Source organism: Candidatus Omnitrophota bacterium, assembly GCA_041648975.1.
In the GTDB taxonomy this organism is placed as follows: domain Bacteria; phylum Omnitrophota; class Gorgyraeia; order 2-01-FULL-45-10; family 2-01-FULL-45-10; genus JAQUSE01.
Map to the genome: position 1 here is coordinate 1 of JBAZNZ010000021.1, position 17,634 is coordinate 17,634.

Below are 17,634 nucleotides of genomic sequence, written 5' to 3' on the forward strand. Positions count from 1 at the left end.
CAGGCGGGCAGGCTGCCGCGGCTTGGACTTTTTCTTCAAAAGGGCTCGTATGGGTTTATCCCGCCATCTGTTTAGCTCGGGGCGGGATCCCGCCTCAAGTCTAACTCCGGGCGGGACAATCTATCACGGGTATATTCTATGCGCGTATCTATGTATCCCGAACTGTAGTTCTCAACATTCGGGCACCCCATCCAATCCGCCTTTCATAAGTCCCATCGGATTGGGTTTACAATCTGTAGTTGTAGGGGAGGTTTAAACCTCCCCTACGACATAAGCGCGTATCTATATGCCCGAACCATTCTTGCTGTATTCGGGACACCCCATCCCTGCCCGCCAGACTTAGCTTGCTGCGATCAGGCGGGCATACTTCGCCCTTATCATAAAAAGTCTCAAGCCGCGTCACCCGAAAAATTTCCAGATAGAATAAGGCTGAATAACCTAAGCCGACGTTATGATGAGCACATTGTCCCGCCGGGAGTAAGATTAGGGGCGGGATCCCGCCCCGCGTATGTTTCCGGGCGGGAAAAATATTCCTGCTCGTCAGCTAAGGTAAAATATTTTGTGCCACGAGACAGCTACCGGCAGGTTGCTCTTGAGGCGTAAGATTTTGCCAAGGTAATAACTACTACCTAAGGTAATAGGCGCCATAGTTGCCATAAGGGCTGTAATAACATATTAGATACATCTTTACATAAACACTCTTGAAGGCAAAATTAGCCGAAAGAGCGCCTGCCGGTAAAGCTGCTAAAGATAAACAGTCACAAAATATTTTATCGGTAATTTCCTATTGTATTATAGGACTACATTTGTTAATATAATAAAACTTTACAAAGGAGGGGCAGTGAAAGCATTGATAACATACTATTCGTTCAGCGGCAATACGGATAAAGTGGTAAAGATATTCGCCGACGTCATGAAACAAAAGGGCGAAGTCGATGTGCAGAGGCTGAAGCCGGTAAATGAGATAGACGATTTTGGCGGGCAGTGCCGGGCCGCTTTTACCAAAAAGAGGGCGGAGCTGAAAGACGGCGTCAAGTATGACGCGAGCCATTACGATCTCGTATTATTAGGGTCCCCGGTCTGGGCGTTCGCCCCGACGCCGGCGTTAAACACCTATCTCGATAAGATATCCGGCCTGAACGGCAAGAAGGCGATACTGCTTCTCACTTCAGGAAGCGGCCTTGGCGTTAAAAGATGTTTCAACAGCATAAAGACCGTCCTCCAAAATAAAGGCGTGACGGACATAAGCGAGATAAACATACCGGATAGAAAATTAGGGGACGAAGCCTTTATAGTGTCGGCGATAAAGAAGGTAGTAGGATAGTATGCGTGTTGCGATGTACTATGCTAATAACGACGTCCGCCTCGAAGAGAGGCCGCGGCCCACGCCCGGGGCGGGTGAGATACTGGTGCGCATCGAGGCGAGCGGGATATGCGGTACCGATTGCCTGGAGTGGTACCGTATACATAGGGTCCCTCTAGTCCTCGGGCATGAGATAGCGGGCGTCATAGTCGAAACCGGGAAAGGCGTTAAGCGGTACAAAGTCGGCGACAGGGTCTCAGTGTCGCACCATGTGCCGTGCGGCAAATGCCGGTTCTGCCGCGCCGGACATGAGACGGTCTGCGATATGCTGCGTAAGACGAATTTTGACCCGGGCGGGTTCTCCGAATTCGTCCGAGTACCTAAGATAAATGTTGAAAAAGGCGTATATATTATTCCGAAAAACGTCTCTTTTGAGGAAGCGACATTTATAGAACCGCTTGCCTGTGTGATCAGAGGGCATAGGCTTGCGGGGATGAAAAAAGGGAAGAGCGTTCTCGTGATCGGCAGCGGCATATCGGGCTTATTGCATATAAAACTTGCCAGGTCGGCCGGGGCCGGCCGTATTTTCGCTACAGATATTTCGGATTTCAGATTGAAAGCCGCTAAGAAGGCAGGCGCTCATCTCGCGATAAACGCCGCCGAATATACGCCGGAGCGGTTGAAAGATATGAACGGCGGTTTGCTGGCGGACCTCGTCGTCATCTGCGCCGGGGCCGCTTCCGCGATAGAGCAGGGACTTAAGTCGGTTGAGCGAGGGGGCACGATCCTGATATTTGCGGCAACGGGCAAAGGAGTGACTATACCGCTATCCGTGAATGACCTTTTCTGGCGCAACGAAGTCACTGTCACGAGCTCTTACGCCGGAAGCCCGGACGACCACCGGGAGGCATTGAAAAAAATTGCCTCGAAAAAGGTCAAGGTATGTGATATGATAACGCATCGGTTCGGCCTTGAGGACGCTGTCAAAGGGTTCAGGCTGGTTGCGGAAGCGAAAGAATCGATCAAGGTTATAATAGAACCGCAGAAATAGGGTAAAGCAAACTTAAGGAAGCTATGGCTACACCGCTCGAAAAATGGGTTGAGGAACAGGAACGGCTGACGAAGCCGAAACGTGTCTATTGGTGCGACGGTTCGGAAGAGGAAGCGCGCCGGATCATAGAGATAGGGATGAAGGAAGAGAAGATCACCGGCAACCCCATATTCTATGAGCTCAATAAGAAGACCTTCCCGAACAGTTATCTCCACAGGAGCCATCCTACGGATGTTGCCAGGACAGAGCATCTGACGTACGTATGCCACCCCGACAAGCAGACCGCGGGGCCGAACAACAACTGGATGGACCCCAAGGAAGCCAAGGCGGCTATGCGCAAGCTCTCCGACGGCTGCATGCGCGGCAGAACGATGTATGTGCTCCCTTATATGATGGGCCACCCGCAATCGCCGTATGCCAAGGCCTGCATACAGCTTACCGACGTATCGTACGTCGCTATAAGCATGAGGATCATGACGCGCATGACGGAATCGGCGATCGATAAGATAGGGAAGAGCGAGAACTTCGTTAAGGGCCTGCATTCGATAGGCGATTTCGAGCCTCATAAACGTTTTGTGATGCATTTTCCGGACGAACATTTCGTATGGAGCGTAGGCTCCGGCTATGGCGGCAACGCTCTTTTAGGCAAGAAATGTTTTTCTCTGAGGATAGCCTCATGGCTCGGCCTTAAAGAGGGCTGGCTCGCCGAGCACATGGTCATAATGGGCGTCCAGGATCCGCAGGGAAATATCACATACATGGCCGCGGCTCTCCCGAGCGCCTGCGGCAAGACCAACCTCGCGATGCTCGAATCGGTCCTGCCGGGATATAAAGTATGGATCCTGGGCGATGATATCGCCTGGCTTAATGTCGGTCCGGACGGACGGCTATGGGCCATAAACCCTGAGGCGGGATTTTTCGGAGTGGCGCCGGGGACGTCCATGAAGACGAACCCCAACATGATGAAGACCCTCAAGAAAGGGACTTTCTATCCGACGATATATACGAATACGGCGCTCAACACCGATACGAATGAGCCGTGGTGGGAGGGATTGAACGGGGAGGCGCCGGTGCACATGGTCGATTGGCAGGGAAGGCCGTGGGATACCACGATGAACACGAAAGCCGCCCATCCCAATTCCAGGTTCACCGTTTCGATAACTCACGCTCCGACACTCTCTCCGGAATTCGACAATCCGAAAGGCGTGCCTATATCCGCCGTAATATTCGGAGGTAAGAGGACGTCACTGCAGCCGCTTATAGTTGAAGGGCTCAACTGGCAGAACAACGTATTCTTAGGCACGAGAATGGGGTCTGAGACGACCGCGGCGGCTATTCACAAAGAAGGCGTTGTCAGGCGCGATCCTATGGCTATGCTTCCGTTCTGCGGGTATAACATGGCCGATTATTTTGCCCATTGGCTCGGCATAGGTAAGAAACTGGCCAAGCCTCCAAAAGTATTTTCAGTGAACTGGTTCAGGGTGGACGATAACGGCAAATATATATGGCCCGGTTTCGGGGACAATATCAGGGTATTGAAATGGGTCGTAGAAAGGGTCAATAACAGCATTGACGCGAGATCCACGCCCATAGGCCTCGTCCCGCACATCAAGGACCTTGATCTGCAGGGCCTTAATATTCCGCAGGAAAATATGGAGAAATTATTTGCCGTAGACGCCGGAGACTGGAAGAGCGAAGTCTCCGACATTGAGGCGTTCTATAAAAAATTCGGTACGCGTATGCCGAAAGAGATCTTGGACGAGTTGAATATGATGAAGAAGAAACTAGGCTGATCAAGGAGGGTATCATGGACTGGGGAATGAAGAACAGGCTAGCGCGATTGATAAAACCATCCGACGGAAGAGCCGTCTGGCTTGCGATCGACCACGGATATTTTCTGGGGCCCGTATCGAAATTGGAAGATCCGGCAAAGACCATTAAACCTTTAATGCCTTTTACCGACGCTCTAATGCTGACGAGAGGCGTTCTGCGCAGCTGTATTGACGCCGCTGTCGATATCCCGATGATACTCAGGGTCTCGGGCGGGAACAGTATTGCCGGTCCGGCTTTATCGAATGAGGGTATCCATACGTCGATGGAAGAGGCGATAAGGTTGAATGCCTCGGCGGTAGCCTTCTCGATATATGTAGGGACGGAACACGAGCACCAGACCCTGCTTTCCCTCGGCGAGCTGGTGAACCAGGGACAGCGCTACGGCATGCCTGTCCTGGCAGTAACGGCTGTAGGAAAAGAGCTCGAAAAGAGGGACGCCAGGTACTTAAGCCTGTGCTGCCGCATTGCCGCGGAGCTCGGCGCCCAGGCAGTGAAGACATATTATTGCGACGATTTTGAACGCATCGTAAGGTCCTGCCCGGTGCCCGTCGTGATCGCCGGCGGTCCCAAACTCAATACGGAAATGGACGTGTTGAAGCTCGCGCATGACGCGATAAAGCAGGGAGCCAAGGGCGTGGATATGGGCCGCAACATCTGGCAGTCGAAAAACGCGGTAGGTATGATAAAAGCTTTACGCGGCATAGTTCACGAAAACATGTCGGTGAAAGAAGCTGCAGGATTGATGAAAGGCAAAAAATAAAAGAAGATATTTGATTTGCATTTTATTAAGATATAACATATAATTTTATAGTAGCGGAAAGGTCAGGATGTAGTCCCTCGTCACTTGAGTGAGGTTAGGGCTCCTCGGGACGATTTGACAGGGTCAGGCTACATCAAATCGGGGGGCTGGGGTATGAGAAAAGAACTGATGTTCAGAAGGGTTGGTGTAGTTGCCGTATTTGTTTTGAGTGTTGTGTTTATTTCCGGTTGCGGAAGTGTGCCAAAAAAGTTTAAAGAAGAGGTTTACGGCATTAAGTCGAGAGTAGAGACCCTCGAGACGAAGGTCGAAGGCGTCGAGGCCAAACAATCGGAGGTCGAGCGCGTAACGAGCGAACAGGCCCAGAAGATAGATGAATTGAAGGTGGTCAGACAGGCGCCCCTCAGCACGAATATATCCGTGAAGGCGCGGCCCGGGAAGTCCAAGGCGCATATAAAAGACATCCAGACCTGCTTAAAGAACGCGGGATTTTACGACGGCAAGATAGACGGCATAAAAGGCAAGGGCACCAGGAGGGCTATAAAGGAATTCCAGAAAGCGAACGGCCTCATTGCCGACGGGGTGGTAGGATCCAGGACATGGGAGATCTTGAGTAAATATGAGACCGGATCGGCTCGAGCGTCAATGGGTTCGGAAGAGGGGGCTACCAAATAGTTCATAGTTTATAGTTCGTAGTTGATAGAAGGGGCGGCTCTCGTAAGTAAGAGGCAGCCCCTTTTTGGTAAAGCGTAGAAATACGGAAAGGTAAGTTACAACAGTCTTTTTAGATGTAGTCCCTCGTCGCCTGAGTGAGATAACAGCTCCTCGGGACGATTTACCAGAGTGAGACTACAGTAAATCGGAGGTAATCATGAACGAAATACTCGAGATACTTGAAAAGAACGCCAGGGCTACGGTCGAAGATATCGCAAGGATGCTTAATATGACGCCCAAGGCGGTGTCGAATATGATTAAGAAGCTGGAGAAGGACGGGGTCATACTTAAGTATAAGACCGTAATCAATAAGGAGCTGGAAAGGGATGAGAATTCGGATGTCCGCGCCCTTATAGAAGTGAAGTTGACCCCGCAGAAGAATGTGGGGTTCGACCATCTGGCCGAGCGCATATACCAGTTCCCGGAAGTGACGAGCTGTTATCTGATGTCGGGGACCTATGACCTTCTCGTCGTGGTCGAAGGGAAGAATATCCACACCGTGTCGAATTTCGTCGCGGAAAAATTGTCCGCCATGGAGAATGTGCGCGGGACTATTACGCATTTTATATTGAAGAAATATAAGGAAGACGGTGATATATTGAAACAGCCGGAGAGGTCGAAACGCCCGGCGATAACTTTGTAAAGGAAGTTGTAAGCTATAAGTTGTAAGTTATAAGTTTAAAACTTACAGCTTAAAACTTACGACTTATAACTTTCATGAAAATTTCCAAGCTCGTCGAACAGATGCCGCCGTCGGGCATACGCGCGTTCTTCGACCTTGTCATAGGAATGAAAGACGTGATATCCCTCGGAGTTGGAGAGCCGGATTTTGTAACTCCATGGAATATAATAGAAAGGGCGATCTACTCTCTTGAGGAAGGGTACACATCCTATACTTCCAATAAAGGGTTGGCGGAACTGCGCCAGGAACTCGCGAGGCATCTGAAGCACAGGTACGCTCTCGACTACGATCCCGAAGAAGAGATCCTTATAACCGTCGGCGTAAGCGAGGGGTTCGATCTCACGTTAAGGGCGCTCTTAAATAAAGGCGATAAAGTCCTGGTGCCCGAACCGTCCTATGTTTCTTACGGGCCGCTGACAGGCCTGGCTCTCGGCGAACCTGTCTATATAAAGACAAAGCCGGAGAACGGTTTTAAGATCACGCCTAAAGATATAGACGGGCACTGCGATAAAAAAACGAAGGCCATCGTCCTTAACTATCCCAATAATCCGACGGGAACCTCTTATTCGAGGGCCGAGATAAGCAAGATCGCCCGGACCGTTTCAAAGCACGGCCTCATCATGATAAGCGACGAAATATACTGCGAGCTCACTTACGATTTTAAACATATCCCGTTCCCCGCGCTTCCGCGCATGAAGGAGAGGACCGTATATCTTAACGGGTTCTCCAAGGCGTACGCCATGACAGGCTGGAGGATCGGTTATGCGTGCGGCCCCCGCGAGATCATCGCGGCAATGACCAAGGTCCATCAGTATACGATGATGTGCGTGCCAATAATGTCGCAGATGGCCGCGCTGGAGGCGCTCAAACACGGAGAGAAGGCCGTCCAGGAGATGAAGCGGGAGTACAGGAGGAGGAGGGAGTACGTTATCTCGCGTTTGAATGAGATAGGGCTGCCCTGCCACAGGCCGGAAGGGGCGTTCTACGCTTTCCCGTCGATAAAAAAGACGGGCCTTTCATCCATGGAATTCGCTAACCGGCTCCTGAAGAGGGAGAAGGTCGCTGTAGTCCCGGGTACGGCGTTCGGGCCTTCGGGAGAAGGTTATATCAGGATATCATATGCTTCCAGCCTCGATAAACTGAAAGAGGCGTTGAGCAGGATAGAAACTTTTTTGACGGCTATAGCCGTTCATTCCAAATAAAATTGAGGGCCTGATAATGAAAAAGTCGGTATTATTGGTTGCCATGACAGGCGTTATCCTTATGCTGTTATCGCCCGAACCCGCGTTTGCAAAAGGCCAGAACATAATAAAGATATATGAAGACACGGAGATATCCGAAGGCATGGACGTTGACGATGTAGTGTCTGTCGGCGGGAATATTACGGTCTCGGGACGGGTAGGGAATAGCGTTGTGGCGGTAGGCGGGTCTGTCGTGTTAAAACCCGGCGCATATGTGGGCGGGCAGGTCGTAGCTGTCGGCGGGGAGGTAGTCAAGGATGCGTCGGCTGCCGTCGCGGGCAGGATAACTCAGGTCTACATGCCCAACTTCATACCGTCGGCGGCGACCTTCCTGAAAGGCGGATGGATAACGTTGTGGGCGACCATAAGCCTGTTGACTCTGCTGGGTTTTCTTGGTCTTGCCATCTTGCTTACGGCGCTCATCCCCGAACATATGGGGACTGCCGTCAATGCGCTGGAGCGATCCTTCGTAAAAATGCTGCTATGGGGCGTGCTCTGGACTATATTGATCGTCCCGGTAGCGGTCCTTCTTGCCATAAGTATAGTCGGGGTAATACTGATACCTCTCGAGATACTGCTGGCGGCGCTTGCCCTGATAATAGGATATATCGCCGCGGCGATATACATAGGCAAGAATATATTGCTATCTTTCAAAAAAATACCGCCGCCTTTTGTCGATGTGGTCTTAGGTATACTGATCCTGTTCCTGGTAGGTTTCATCCCCGTTGTCGGAGCTGTTATCAAGGTAGTGTTCCTGATAGCGGGTTTCGGAGCGGTGCTGACGACCAGGTTCGGCACGGTAAAATGAAGATGCAGTCATATATAACTTGACAAAGGTTCAATAGGCGGTATAATTGCTTTTATAAAAAATTTCCGAAAGGAGGAGGGAATGAACAGGAGATTGTTGATGATATTATTGGCGGCGATAGTCGTTGTGCCGTTAATATTTATCGGGTGTAAGGCAAAGGTGGATAAGACTGCCGAAGAGCTCGCCTCGTCGGAGGCTATCGCGACGATGGAAGAAACAATAGATATCGAAGAACCGGCTCAGACGATCGCGACGGAAACGATCCCGCCTACGGCGACGCCGCCGATGGCGCAGGCGACGGCCCCCGCCCCGCAGATAAAGCTCGAAAGGAATAAGGATATACAGAGAGCGTTGAAAGCGGCCGGATATTACACAGGCGCGATCGACGGTAAGATAGGCCCCAGGACAAAAAAGGCCATAGAGAGTTTTCAGAAGGCGCAGGGCCTGAAGGTCGACGGCAGGGTTGGGCCGAAGACCTGGGCAGAGTTGGAAAGATACCTGGTTTCCCAGGAAGTCCAGAACTAGTTTATTTTAGAGAGGAGGCGTAAGTAGATGAGGTATATCCGGTTCTTAGTCCTGTTCATTATGTGCGTATCCCTTATAAGCCTTGCGGGATGCGGTGTGTCGAAAGATAAATACGAGGCCCTGCTGAACGAGAAGGTGGGATTAGAGGAAAAAGTCAGTGTTCTCACGGCGTCAAAAGAGGCCCTGAAGAGGGAATTCGACGATCTCTTAAAAGAGAAGATGGATCTGTCGACCAGGCTGGAGATCATGAACAATGAGAAGGCCGCGCTTAAAGGCGAATACGATAAGATACTCGATGAAAAAGTGACCCTCAAGGCGTCTTACGACAAGCTTTTGGCCGATAATAAAGAACTGCAGGACAGGATCGCAACTAGATAATGCTGTGCGGCCAGAAGGCGGAATAATTTGCTGAACGGTAAAAAGATAGTAGTCATAATGCCCGCGTATAACGCGGAAAAGACTCTGCGCCGGACTTACGAAGAGATACCCAAAGATATAGTAGACGATATAGTCCTTACCGACGATGTTTCGAAAGACAGGACTGTCGATGTCGCGAAATCTTTGGGTATCAAGGTATTTGTCCATAATGAGAATAGGGGTTACGGCGGGAACCAGAAGACCTGCTACAGGGAAGCGTTAAGGCTCGGCGCCGATGTAGTAGTGATGCTCCATCCTGATTATCAATATCCTCCCAAACTGATAACGCCTATGGCGGGCCTCATAACATCCGGCATGTTCGATGTGGTCCTGGGCTCCAGGATCCTCGGTAACAAGGCCCTTAAGGGCGGGATGCCTTTCTATAAGTATGTGGCCAACAGGCTCCTGACATTAACGGAAAATATTGTCATAAAAGAGAAGCTGTCTGAGTACCATACCGGTTACAGGGCATTCTCGCGCGATGTCCTTCTATCGCTTCCGATACTGGAGGATTCAGACGATTTCGTTTTCGATAACCAGATGCTCCTGCAGGCCTTTTATTTCGGGTATAGGGTAGCGGAGATAACCTGCCCTTCAAGCTATACGAAGGATTCTTCGTCCATCAATTTTCCCAGAAGCGTCACATACGGGTTCGGCGTGCTTAACACAGCGTTCAAATACGCGCTCAATAAACTATCGTTCAGGAAAGATCCCCTGTTCAGCAGGGACGGTAAGAGATTAGCCGTTTAAGTTATTCTTGACTTTTGTTTTATGTGTATGGTAATTTGTATACGATAAAGATAGGGGGGTGTTTTATGAAAGTTAAAAATTTAGCAGGCATAATTGTCGCGGTGGCGGCGACTTTAATATTGGCGGTCCCGGTATTTTCGCAGGACGCAAGCCCGGAGCAGCCCGATGTCATGCCCGCCGCGGCTATCGCAGGCGAAGGGGCCGGCCAGCCTAATGATATATCCATATACGGCGAAGTCATGGCCACTGATCCCGCGACGAATTCCGTATCCGTCCAATATTATGACTACGATATGGACGAGGAAAAGACAATAAGCGTCGAGCTCGATAAGGACACGAAGATCGAGAACGCGTCCGATCTGTCGGGAATAAAGCAGGGCAACTGGGCTGACATCATATATGCGGTCAAGGACGGAAAGAATGTCGCGGTATCCGTTGTGATAGAGAAGGAAGAAGAAGCGCCGCTCGAAGCGTCGACAGAGAACGAAGAAGACTATTAATTCTATTATAATCCCAATTTCTTATTATCTATCCGCTAAGAGACATAAAGATGTGTTGTGAAAACTGCCCCCGCTACACGAGCTGTGAAGAGGAGGGCCATTTAAACGATTTATGCTGTGTCAGTTGTTCTGACTACCAGTTCTGCCACGGCAAGAGAGGCGCCGCCGATAAGGATACGGAAGAGTCGGACGGCGAATTTGACGATCTCTGAAAAAGGGGGGCGTTATTATGGCACAAACACCTTCAAGAACACGCGAAAACAGGCAATTCAGGTTCCCTCAAGGTTACGGCGACAATAAGATAGTCCTTCTGGCGCGCGATCCATGGTGGGTATTCACATATTGGGAGATCAGGAAGGCAAACGAGGAAGAGGCCGTAAGGAAGATAGAGGCCTCCGGAGATAGTATCGCTAAGTCCGTTCTCCGGGTGTATGATGTTACCGACGTAAGCTTTAACGGCAAGAACGCCCGCTCATATTTCGATATAGAGCTCAGAGGGCTGGCGACCAACTGGTATATCAATGTAGGCTCTCCGGACAGGGCATGGATCGTCGACATAGGTATCGTTACGAAAAAAGGCAGTTTCTACCCCCTGGCCCGTTCCAATATGGTCAAGACCCCCCGTTTTGGCATGTCGGACCAGCTCGACGCGGAGTGGATGGTCCCTGAGGACGAATATTGGAAGATGTTCGGGTTATCGGGAGGTTTCGGCGTAGGAAAAGGTTCGCTGGAAGTAAGGGAGATGATCAAGAAGCGCCTGGAGGAGCAGATATCTTCCGGAGGCATATCGAGCGCCGCGTCATTTTACAGGAAACCCGGCGAGAGAAAATTCTGGCTTGTCGTTAACTGCGAGCTGATAGTCTACGGCGCGACGGAGCCGGACGCGAAACTGACCGTGCAGGGGAAAAAGATAGATCTAAGGAAAGACGGCACATTCACCCTGAGGTTTGCTCTGCCCGACGGGAAACAGGTCATCCCCGTTGAGGCGACCTCAAAGGACGGCATAGACAGCCGCCGCATAACGCCGATCGTATCCAGAAAGACAGAGTAAACCTTATGCTGAAAGGTTATCTCGCGATAGTCCTTCATGCGCACCTTCCATATGTACGCCATCCGGAGTTTGACGACTTTCTTGAAGAAGACTGGCTATTTGAAGCCATAACAGAGACATATATTCCCATCATAAAAGTATTGGCCGGTCTGGAAAGAGATAAGGTCGAGTATAAGCTGACCATATCGCTCTCGCCGACGCTCATGTCCATGCTCATGGACCCGCATCTGCAATACAAATACCTCAAACATCTCGATAAACTCATTGAGCTTTCCGCCAAGGAGATCGACAGGACTAAGTGGGAGGAGGCCTTCAATAAACTTGCCCATATGTACCATACTTTGTTCTGGGAGGCAAGGCACATATTTGTCGATGAGTACAAGATGAACCTCGTCAATGCGTTCAAGCACTTTCAGGAGACGGGCCATCTGGAGGTAATAACGTGCTGCGCGACGCACGGCTACCTGCCATTGATGGAAGTGGAGAGAAAGGCTTCCGTGAGAGCGCAGGTAAGGGTCGGAGCCGACCTGTACCAGAAAGTATTCGGAAAGAGACCCGCCGGTATCTGGCTTCCCGAATGCGGATTCAATCCCGGCGATGACGAAGTGATTAAAAAAGAAGGAATAAGATATTTTCTCGTAGATACCCACGGCATACTGTTCGGCACGCCCCGCCCGAGGTTCGGCGTTTTCAGCGCGTATCTTACTAAAAACGGCGTAGGCGTTTATGGCAGGGATACGGAGTCCTCCAAAGCCGTATGGAGCGCCGTTGAGGGATATCCGGGCGATCATAATTACAGGGAGTTCTATCGCGATATCGGTTTTGATCTTGATTACGACTATATCCGCCCTTACATAAATGCCGACGGTGTGAGGATAAATACCGGAATAAAATATTATAAGATAACCGGAGCCGGCGGCCACAAGGAACCGTATGTGCCGGAGACTGCGCGCGCCAGGGCGGCGGACCAGGCCGGTAATTTTATGTTCAACAGGGAAAAGCAGGCCGAGCACCTGCTTGGACAGATGGGCGACAGGCTGCCCGTCATAGTCGCGCCGTACGACGCCGAGCTCTTCGGCCATTGGTGGTTCGAGGGGCCGCAGTGGATCGATTTTCTCATGAGGAAGATAAGATACGACCAGAAGACCATAGCGCTTACAACTCCGGGTGAGTACCTGAAGATTTATAAAAAATACCAGGTTCTCACACCCGCGGCTTCAAGCTGGGGATGGAAGGGATACAGTGAGGTGTGGCTAGAGGGATCGAACGACTGGGTGTACAGGCACCTCCATAAGATGGTCGAGCGCATGGTCGAAGCCGCGAATAATAACAGGAACGCTAAGGGTCTTCTTTGCAGGACGCTGAACCAGATGGCGCGCGAGCTCCTGCTTGCGCAGTCGAGCGATTGGGCGTTCATAATGAAGACCGGTTCCCACGTTCCTTACGCAGTCGAGAGGTTCAGGGAACACGCGGAGCACTTCACCGAGCTTTACGAGCAGGTGAAACAGGGCTCTCTCGACGAAGAATATGTAAAGTGGCTGGAAGATAAGTACAGTATTTTCCACGATATAGATTACTCGGTGTATAGCACACAGTAAAAATATGGATACAAAAAAGAGATTAAGCGTTTCTTTTCTGTGGCACATGCACCAGCCTTACTACAAGGATCCTCTTTCGGACAAGTACCTCATGCCATGGACGAGGCTCCACGGCATAAAAGATTATTACCCGATGGCAGCCCTGATAGAGGAGTTCGATGAGATAAAGGCAGTCTTCAATCTAGTCCCGTCGATGATCGAACAGATAAACGATTACGTCCACAACGACGCGACCGACACCTTCCTCGACCTCACCCTGAAGAAAGCTCTCCACCTGACGTTCCAGGACAAGGCGGAGCTTTTAAATAATTTTTTCAAGGTCAATTTTAAGCGCTTCATAGAGCCGAATGACCGGTACGCCGAACTTTTACTGAAGAAAGGCATCAAACCTCTCGCCGGCATAAGCCTGAAGAACGCCGTCAAGATCTTTTCCGCCCAGGATTTTCTCGATCTGCAGGTATTGTATAACCTCGCCTGGTTCCACTCGATAACCATAGAAGAGGACATAAACCTTAAAGACCTTGTCGACAAGAAGAGGGGATATACGGAGGCAGATAAGGAATATATCGTGGCCAAGCAGAGAGAGGTGCTTGCCCAGATCGTCCCGTTATATAAAAGGCTGCAGGATAGCGGCAGGATAGAGATAACTACGACGCCTTTTTATCATCCGATATTACCGCTTCTCTGCGATACTTCGATAGCCAGGATATCGATGCCCGGCATGCCCTTGCCCAAAAGGAAATTCGCGCATCCTGAAGACGCGGAATGGCATATAGAAGAAGCCATAAAGTACCATACAGAGCAATTCGGCGCGCCTCCCCGCGGCATGTGGCCGTCCGAAGGCAGCGTCTCCGAGGAAGCGCTGGATATCATGATATCGAAAGGAATAGATTGGGTCGCGACGGATGAAGATATCCTGTTCAATACGCTGTCCATGTATGACAAGCAATACCGCGGCATTGAGCTCTTTGACAGGAGGATCATATACCGGCCTTATAATTTTAAAAGGGATTCGAGGCGCATAGCGATGGTCTTCAGGGATAAGAACCTGTCGGACATGATAAGCTTCAGTTATAATTCCTGGAACCCGTCCGACGCCGCATGGGACCTGATAGGCCACATAAAACGGACTTCGGATAACCTCAGGCGCGATACGGACAGGGGGTTATTGGCCATAGTCATGGATGGTGAGAACGCATGGGAATATTTCGAGGATAACGGCAGGCGGTTCTTCGAGACCCTTTACGCCAACCTTGATAAACAGCATGAAGCGGGCTCCGCCACAGTAAGCGAGTTCCTTGAACTTGAGCCCGCAAGACGGAATTTGACCAACATATTCCCCGGCTCGTGGATAAACCATGACTTCGAGATATGGATAGGGCAGGAACAGGACAATGTCTCGTGGGATTACCTCGACAGGGTAAGGCGCGACCTCGTGAAATTCACGAAAGAGTTCCATAAGGCGTCGAGCGGCGACGGCGCCAAGATAAGGGACGCCTGGCGGGAGTTCTATATTGCGGAGGGGAGCGATTGGAACTGGTGGTATGGCGGTAAGGCCCATACCGGCGGCGACAATCCTTTCGACAGGCTCTACAGGACGCATCTCAAGAATATATATAAGCTTCTGGACAAACCGGTGCCGGATTTCCTTAAAGTCTCGATAAGTTAAGGTACATTTTTTACTTGCAAATTTTTGATTACGAGGTATACTGTAAAGTACAAAATTGGATGTAGAAAGGAGGAGGGAATTATGGCAAGGACGACATTTAGGACAGGGAGGTCTTCTAACCCTACGATGACCAGTGAAGACGTGCGTAAGCTCATCGAAAAGAAGGCATTCGAGCTTTACGAAAAGAGGGGCAAAAAGCCCGGGCATTCGCACGAGGACTGGCTTGAGGCCGAGAGGATCATAAAGGGCAAGTTATCCAAGTAAGTCGCTGGATATTTAAATTACCTTAAATTTTTTCTAAAAGGCAGGAGTTGGATCATGTATATCCGACCCCTGCCTTTTTATTTCCGTGAGCTTGCCTTAGCTTATAATTATATGATATAATCCACTATAACAAGTAGATACGAAAGGTAGCAAATGAAAGAATTCCTGCTGGCATTTATTCCAATATTTGTTGCCATGGACGCAATAGGCGTATTGCCTATGTTCATAGGTTTTACCGAGAACCTGAAGAAAGCGGAAAAGCGCAGGATACTGCTCCAGTCCATAATAACGGCGTTTGCTATAGGGATAGTCTTCCTGTTTTTAGGCCAATGGATATTTAAGATCCTTGGCGTAATGGTATCGGATTTTAAGATCGCGGGAGGGCTGGTTCTGCTGGCGATCTCCCTCAGGGATATTCTGCAGAATGAAAAAGCTCAGAAGCTTTCAATTGAAACAGTAGGCGCTGTGCCGATAGGCACGCCTCTCATTACCGGACCTGCCGTATTGACCACCATCATAATCCTGCTCGATACCCATGGTATGTACTACACCGTATTGTCGTTCGTCATCAATCTGCTGATCGTGTGGATCTCTTTTTCCTACGCGGCGGTTATATCGAACTTCCTGGGAAAGGCAGGCTCAAAGGCCTTTTCCAAGATCGCCAGCCTTCTTCTCGCAGCCATAGCGGTCATGATGATAAGAAAGGGAGTGGTGGACAGCATAGCGTTTTTCCTGGGCCAAAAGGGAGCTTAGACCATGAACAGCCTGACTCTTACTTCCGCATTTGTGATAGGACTTCTGCATGTGCTCGAACCGTGCGAAGATAAGGCGATAGCGAGCCTTTATGCGACCATTATCGGCAAGAACACAAAAAAGATACTCTTTCTCGTGTTCCTGTACGGTGTAGGCATGATGATAGCCGACACGTTCCTGGGCGTCGTATTCGGTTATCTGGGCGCCCAGTATCTGGCAAAATTTTCGAAACAGCTGGAGATAATCGCGTCGTCTTTTACCGTGGCATTCGGTCTTCTGGTATTCAGCCATACACATAAGCTTGAGTCCCACTGTTACGCTAAAGAATTCGGAGGATTAAAAGGGGACCTCTCCATATTTTTATTCGGTATAATCCGCGGCCTTCCTCCGTGTCCGATAGAGATGGCTATACTTGTAATGGCGGCCTCGACGCAGAGCCCGCTTCAAGGGGGGCTGCTGGTCGCGGTATTCGGATTGGGGACTATCGTATCCCTCCTGCCTTTTGGGCTTGCCGTAGGCGGGATCCTGACCCTGGTAAGAAAACGGTATGGCGAGAAGGCGGAACATTTGATACCAAAAATAAGCGGGGCTGTTATATCACTGATAGGGCTCGTGATGCTGGTGAAGAGCCTTATGTAGAGAGGAAAAAATATGCTTTGGGCCATAATAAAGGGCGGGCCGGTCATGATACCGATAATACTCGGTTCTATACTGGGCCTCGCCATAATAATAGACAAGTTGTGGACGCTGTACAGGGTCAGGATAGACTCCGCTAAGTTTACCGAAGAGATCCTTGCCAAGGTCAGGGACAAGAAGTTCGACGCGGCTCTTTCGCAATGCGCGAGGAATTCCAGGTATCCGGTAGCGGCTACTCTGAAAGCGGGCATCGAGAAGAGAGCTCTCCAGCTTTCCGAGATAGAGAGGGTACTGGAGAGGGTAGGTAACAGCAAGGTAAAAGACCTTGAGAGGTATATAGGCGGGCTCATATCGATAATAGGCATCGAGCCGCTCCTCGGCTTTCTGGGAACTATCACAGGCCTCATGAGGGCCTTTATGGCATGGGAGAAGGCGGGCCCGGACATAACGGTATCGGCGCTTGCCTCCGGCATTTACGAAGCTATGATAACGACGGCGGCGGGCCTGATAGTAGCCGTGCCGTATTATCTTATATGCAACTTCATCATCTCGAGGGTGAAATATATATCTTATGAGCTGAGCGACTCATCCACGCGGCTTGTAGAGACGCTGTCGGAGACAAAGACCGGGTCATGATCTCCATAAAAGGGAAAAAGGATTACCTCGTCGCGCTCGAATCCGTCGCAATGACGGATATCGTCCTCAACATGTTCATCTTCTTCTTCATTTCGTTCAGCCTTCTTTATACGTTTAATTCCGGCCGTTTATCAAAGATAGAGGTGAATCTGCCCAAGGCCTCAAGCGCCGTATCCATGGAGGGTTCGGAAAAGACGGTGCTTGCTATAACAAAGGCAGGGGAGTATTTCATAAACGAGGAAAAGGTCAAAGGCGCCGACCTTAAACAGAACCTCCGGTCGAGGCTGGAGGAGAACCCATCCTTAAGCGTAGTGCTTAAAGTCGACGGCGCGGTAAAGTTTGACCATGTTGTCCGGGCTCTTGATGTCATTAACGAGCTCGATATCCGGAAAGTCAGCGTCGCGGCGACCGGTACAGGCCGCCGGAAATAGCGTTTGACGGGGAGG

21 protein-coding genes are annotated in these 17,634 nt (G+C 50.3%); all 21 read left to right on the forward strand.

Annotation, left to right across the window (positions count from 1 at the left end):
- The first annotated feature begins 841 nt into the window (after positions 1-841).
- The 21 genes from WC592_07145 to WC592_07245 all read left to right on the forward strand — a co-directional run bounded on the left by WC592_07145 (position 842) and on the right by WC592_07245 (position 17,619).
- Positions 842-1,324, forward strand: a complete 483-nt coding sequence (locus tag WC592_07145) for an NAD(P)H-dependent oxidoreductase (GenBank protein MFA4982223.1) — start codon at positions 842-844, stop codon at positions 1,322-1,324.
- Positions 1,325-1,337: 13 nt separating this feature from the next.
- Positions 1,338-2,354 carry a zinc-dependent dehydrogenase gene (locus tag WC592_07150; GenBank protein ID MFA4982224.1) on the forward strand — a complete coding sequence of 339 codons (1,017 nt, stop codon included), beginning with the start codon at positions 1,338-1,340 and terminating at the stop codon, positions 2,352-2,354.
- A gap of 23 nt (positions 2,355-2,377) precedes the next feature.
- Positions 2,378-4,147: a phosphoenolpyruvate carboxykinase (GTP) gene (locus tag WC592_07155; GenBank protein ID MFA4982225.1), complete on the forward strand. Its 1,770-nt coding sequence runs from the start codon at positions 2,378-2,380 to the stop codon at positions 4,145-4,147.
- Positions 4,148-4,161: 14 nt separating this feature from the next.
- The gene (gene lsrF / locus WC592_07160) at positions 4,162-4,947 is read left to right on the forward strand and encodes a 3-hydroxy-5-phosphonooxypentane-2,4-dione thiolase (GenBank protein ID MFA4982226.1); all 786 of its coding nucleotides are present in this window, start codon (positions 4,162-4,164) and stop codon (positions 4,945-4,947) included.
- Between the two features lie 153 nt (positions 4,948-5,100).
- Positions 5,101-5,619 carry a peptidoglycan-binding domain-containing protein gene (locus WC592_07165; GenBank protein ID MFA4982227.1) on the forward strand — a complete coding sequence of 173 codons (519 nt, stop codon included), beginning with the start codon at positions 5,101-5,103 and terminating at the stop codon, positions 5,617-5,619.
- A 193-nt stretch (positions 5,620-5,812) separates the two neighbouring features.
- Positions 5,813-6,301 (forward strand): Lrp/AsnC family transcriptional regulator, encoded by a 489-nt coding sequence (locus tag WC592_07170; GenBank protein MFA4982228.1) that lies wholly within the window; start codon positions 5,813-5,815, stop codon positions 6,299-6,301.
- A gap of 74 nt (positions 6,302-6,375) precedes the next feature.
- A complete protein-coding gene (locus tag WC592_07175; GenBank protein MFA4982229.1) occupies positions 6,376-7,542 on the forward strand; it encodes an aminotransferase class I/II-fold pyridoxal phosphate-dependent enzyme in 1,167 nt (388 codons plus the stop codon).
- Positions 7,543-7,558: 16 nt separating this feature from the next.
- Positions 7,559-8,389, forward strand: a complete 831-nt coding sequence (locus WC592_07180) for a hypothetical protein (protein MFA4982230.1) — start codon at positions 7,559-7,561, stop codon at positions 8,387-8,389.
- Between the two features lie 81 nt (positions 8,390-8,470).
- A complete protein-coding gene (locus tag WC592_07185) occupies positions 8,471-8,914 on the forward strand; it encodes a peptidoglycan-binding domain-containing protein (protein MFA4982231.1) in 444 nt (147 codons plus the stop codon).
- A 27-nt stretch (positions 8,915-8,941) separates the two neighbouring features.
- The gene (locus WC592_07190) at positions 8,942-9,292 is read left to right on the forward strand and encodes a hypothetical protein (protein ID MFA4982232.1); all 351 of its coding nucleotides are present in this window, start codon (positions 8,942-8,944) and stop codon (positions 9,290-9,292) included.
- A 27-nt stretch (positions 9,293-9,319) separates the two neighbouring features.
- Complete coding sequence (locus WC592_07195; GenBank protein MFA4982233.1) at positions 9,320-10,081, forward strand: glycosyltransferase family 2 protein; 762 nt, start codon at positions 9,320-9,322, stop codon at positions 10,079-10,081.
- 65 nt (positions 10,082-10,146) lie between these two features.
- Positions 10,147-10,581 carry a hypothetical protein gene (locus WC592_07200; GenBank protein ID MFA4982234.1) on the forward strand — a complete coding sequence of 145 codons (435 nt, stop codon included), beginning with the start codon at positions 10,147-10,149 and terminating at the stop codon, positions 10,579-10,581.
- A 50-nt stretch (positions 10,582-10,631) separates the two neighbouring features.
- Positions 10,632-10,793 carry a hypothetical protein gene (locus WC592_07205; protein ID MFA4982235.1) on the forward strand — a complete coding sequence of 54 codons (162 nt, stop codon included), beginning with the start codon at positions 10,632-10,634 and terminating at the stop codon, positions 10,791-10,793.
- Positions 10,794-10,810: 17 nt separating this feature from the next.
- Positions 10,811-11,632 (forward strand): DUF4912 domain-containing protein, encoded by an 822-nt coding sequence (locus WC592_07210; GenBank protein MFA4982236.1) that lies wholly within the window; start codon positions 10,811-10,813, stop codon positions 11,630-11,632.
- 5 nt (positions 11,633-11,637) lie between these two features.
- Positions 11,638-13,230 carry a 1,4-alpha-glucan branching protein domain-containing protein gene (locus tag WC592_07215; GenBank protein MFA4982237.1) on the forward strand — a complete coding sequence of 531 codons (1,593 nt, stop codon included), beginning with the start codon at positions 11,638-11,640 and terminating at the stop codon, positions 13,228-13,230.
- Between the two features lie 4 nt (positions 13,231-13,234).
- The gene (locus WC592_07220; protein MFA4982238.1) at positions 13,235-14,899 is read left to right on the forward strand and encodes a glycoside hydrolase family 57 protein; all 1,665 of its coding nucleotides are present in this window, start codon (positions 13,235-13,237) and stop codon (positions 14,897-14,899) included.
- A gap of 81 nt (positions 14,900-14,980) precedes the next feature.
- Entirely contained in the window at positions 14,981-15,163 is a 183-nt protein-coding gene (locus WC592_07225) for a DUF2934 domain-containing protein (GenBank protein MFA4982239.1), read from the forward strand.
- A 153-nt stretch (positions 15,164-15,316) separates the two neighbouring features.
- A complete protein-coding gene (locus WC592_07230) occupies positions 15,317-15,916 on the forward strand; it encodes a MarC family protein (protein MFA4982240.1) in 600 nt (199 codons plus the stop codon).
- Between the two features lie 3 nt (positions 15,917-15,919).
- Entirely contained in the window at positions 15,920-16,555 is a 636-nt protein-coding gene (locus WC592_07235; protein MFA4982241.1) for a sulfite exporter TauE/SafE family protein, read from the forward strand.
- Positions 16,556-16,567: 12 nt separating this feature from the next.
- Positions 16,568-17,188, forward strand: a complete 621-nt coding sequence (locus WC592_07240) for a MotA/TolQ/ExbB proton channel family protein (GenBank protein MFA4982242.1) — start codon at positions 16,568-16,570, stop codon at positions 17,186-17,188.
- Entirely contained in the window at positions 17,185-17,619 is a 435-nt protein-coding gene (locus tag WC592_07245) for a biopolymer transporter ExbD (GenBank protein MFA4982243.1), read from the forward strand. The genes WC592_07240 and WC592_07245 overlap by 4 nt, the downstream gene beginning before the upstream one ends.
- Positions 17,620-17,634: the final 15 nt, after the last annotated feature.

Coding starts and splice junctions, on each gene's coding strand:
- WC592_07150 (MFA4982224.1), top strand. CDS start 1,338: ATGTACTATGCTAATAACGACGTCCGCCTCGAAGAGAGGCCGCGGCCC.
- WC592_07155 (MFA4982225.1), top strand. CDS start 2,378: ATGGCTACACCGCTCGAAAAATGGGTTGAGGAACAGGAACGGCTGACG.
- lsrF (MFA4982226.1), top strand. CDS start 4,162: ATGGACTGGGGAATGAAGAACAGGCTAGCGCGATTGATAAAACCATCC.
- WC592_07165 (MFA4982227.1), top strand. CDS start 5,101: ATGAGAAAAGAACTGATGTTCAGAAGGGTTGGTGTAGTTGCCGTATTT.
- WC592_07175 (MFA4982229.1), top strand. CDS start 6,376: ATGAAAATTTCCAAGCTCGTCGAACAGATGCCGCCGTCGGGCATACGC.
- WC592_07180 (MFA4982230.1), top strand. CDS start 7,559: ATGAAAAAGTCGGTATTATTGGTTGCCATGACAGGCGTTATCCTTATG.
- WC592_07185 (MFA4982231.1), top strand. CDS start 8,471: ATGAACAGGAGATTGTTGATGATATTATTGGCGGCGATAGTCGTTGTG.
- WC592_07190 (MFA4982232.1), top strand. CDS start 8,942: ATGAGGTATATCCGGTTCTTAGTCCTGTTCATTATGTGCGTATCCCTT.
- WC592_07200 (MFA4982234.1), top strand. CDS start 10,147: ATGAAAGTTAAAAATTTAGCAGGCATAATTGTCGCGGTGGCGGCGACT.
- WC592_07205 (MFA4982235.1), top strand. CDS start 10,632: ATGTGTTGTGAAAACTGCCCCCGCTACACGAGCTGTGAAGAGGAGGGC.
- WC592_07210 (MFA4982236.1), top strand. CDS start 10,811: ATGGCACAAACACCTTCAAGAACACGCGAAAACAGGCAATTCAGGTTC.
- WC592_07215 (MFA4982237.1), top strand. CDS start 11,638: ATGCTGAAAGGTTATCTCGCGATAGTCCTTCATGCGCACCTTCCATAT.
- WC592_07220 (MFA4982238.1), top strand. CDS start 13,235: ATGGATACAAAAAAGAGATTAAGCGTTTCTTTTCTGTGGCACATGCAC.
- WC592_07225 (MFA4982239.1), top strand. CDS start 14,981: ATGGCAAGGACGACATTTAGGACAGGGAGGTCTTCTAACCCTACGATG.
- WC592_07230 (MFA4982240.1), top strand. CDS start 15,317: ATGAAAGAATTCCTGCTGGCATTTATTCCAATATTTGTTGCCATGGAC.
- WC592_07235 (MFA4982241.1), top strand. CDS start 15,920: ATGAACAGCCTGACTCTTACTTCCGCATTTGTGATAGGACTTCTGCAT.
- WC592_07240 (MFA4982242.1), top strand. CDS start 16,568: ATGCTTTGGGCCATAATAAAGGGCGGGCCGGTCATGATACCGATAATA.
- WC592_07245 (MFA4982243.1), top strand. CDS start 17,185: ATGATCTCCATAAAAGGGAAAAAGGATTACCTCGTCGCGCTCGAATCC.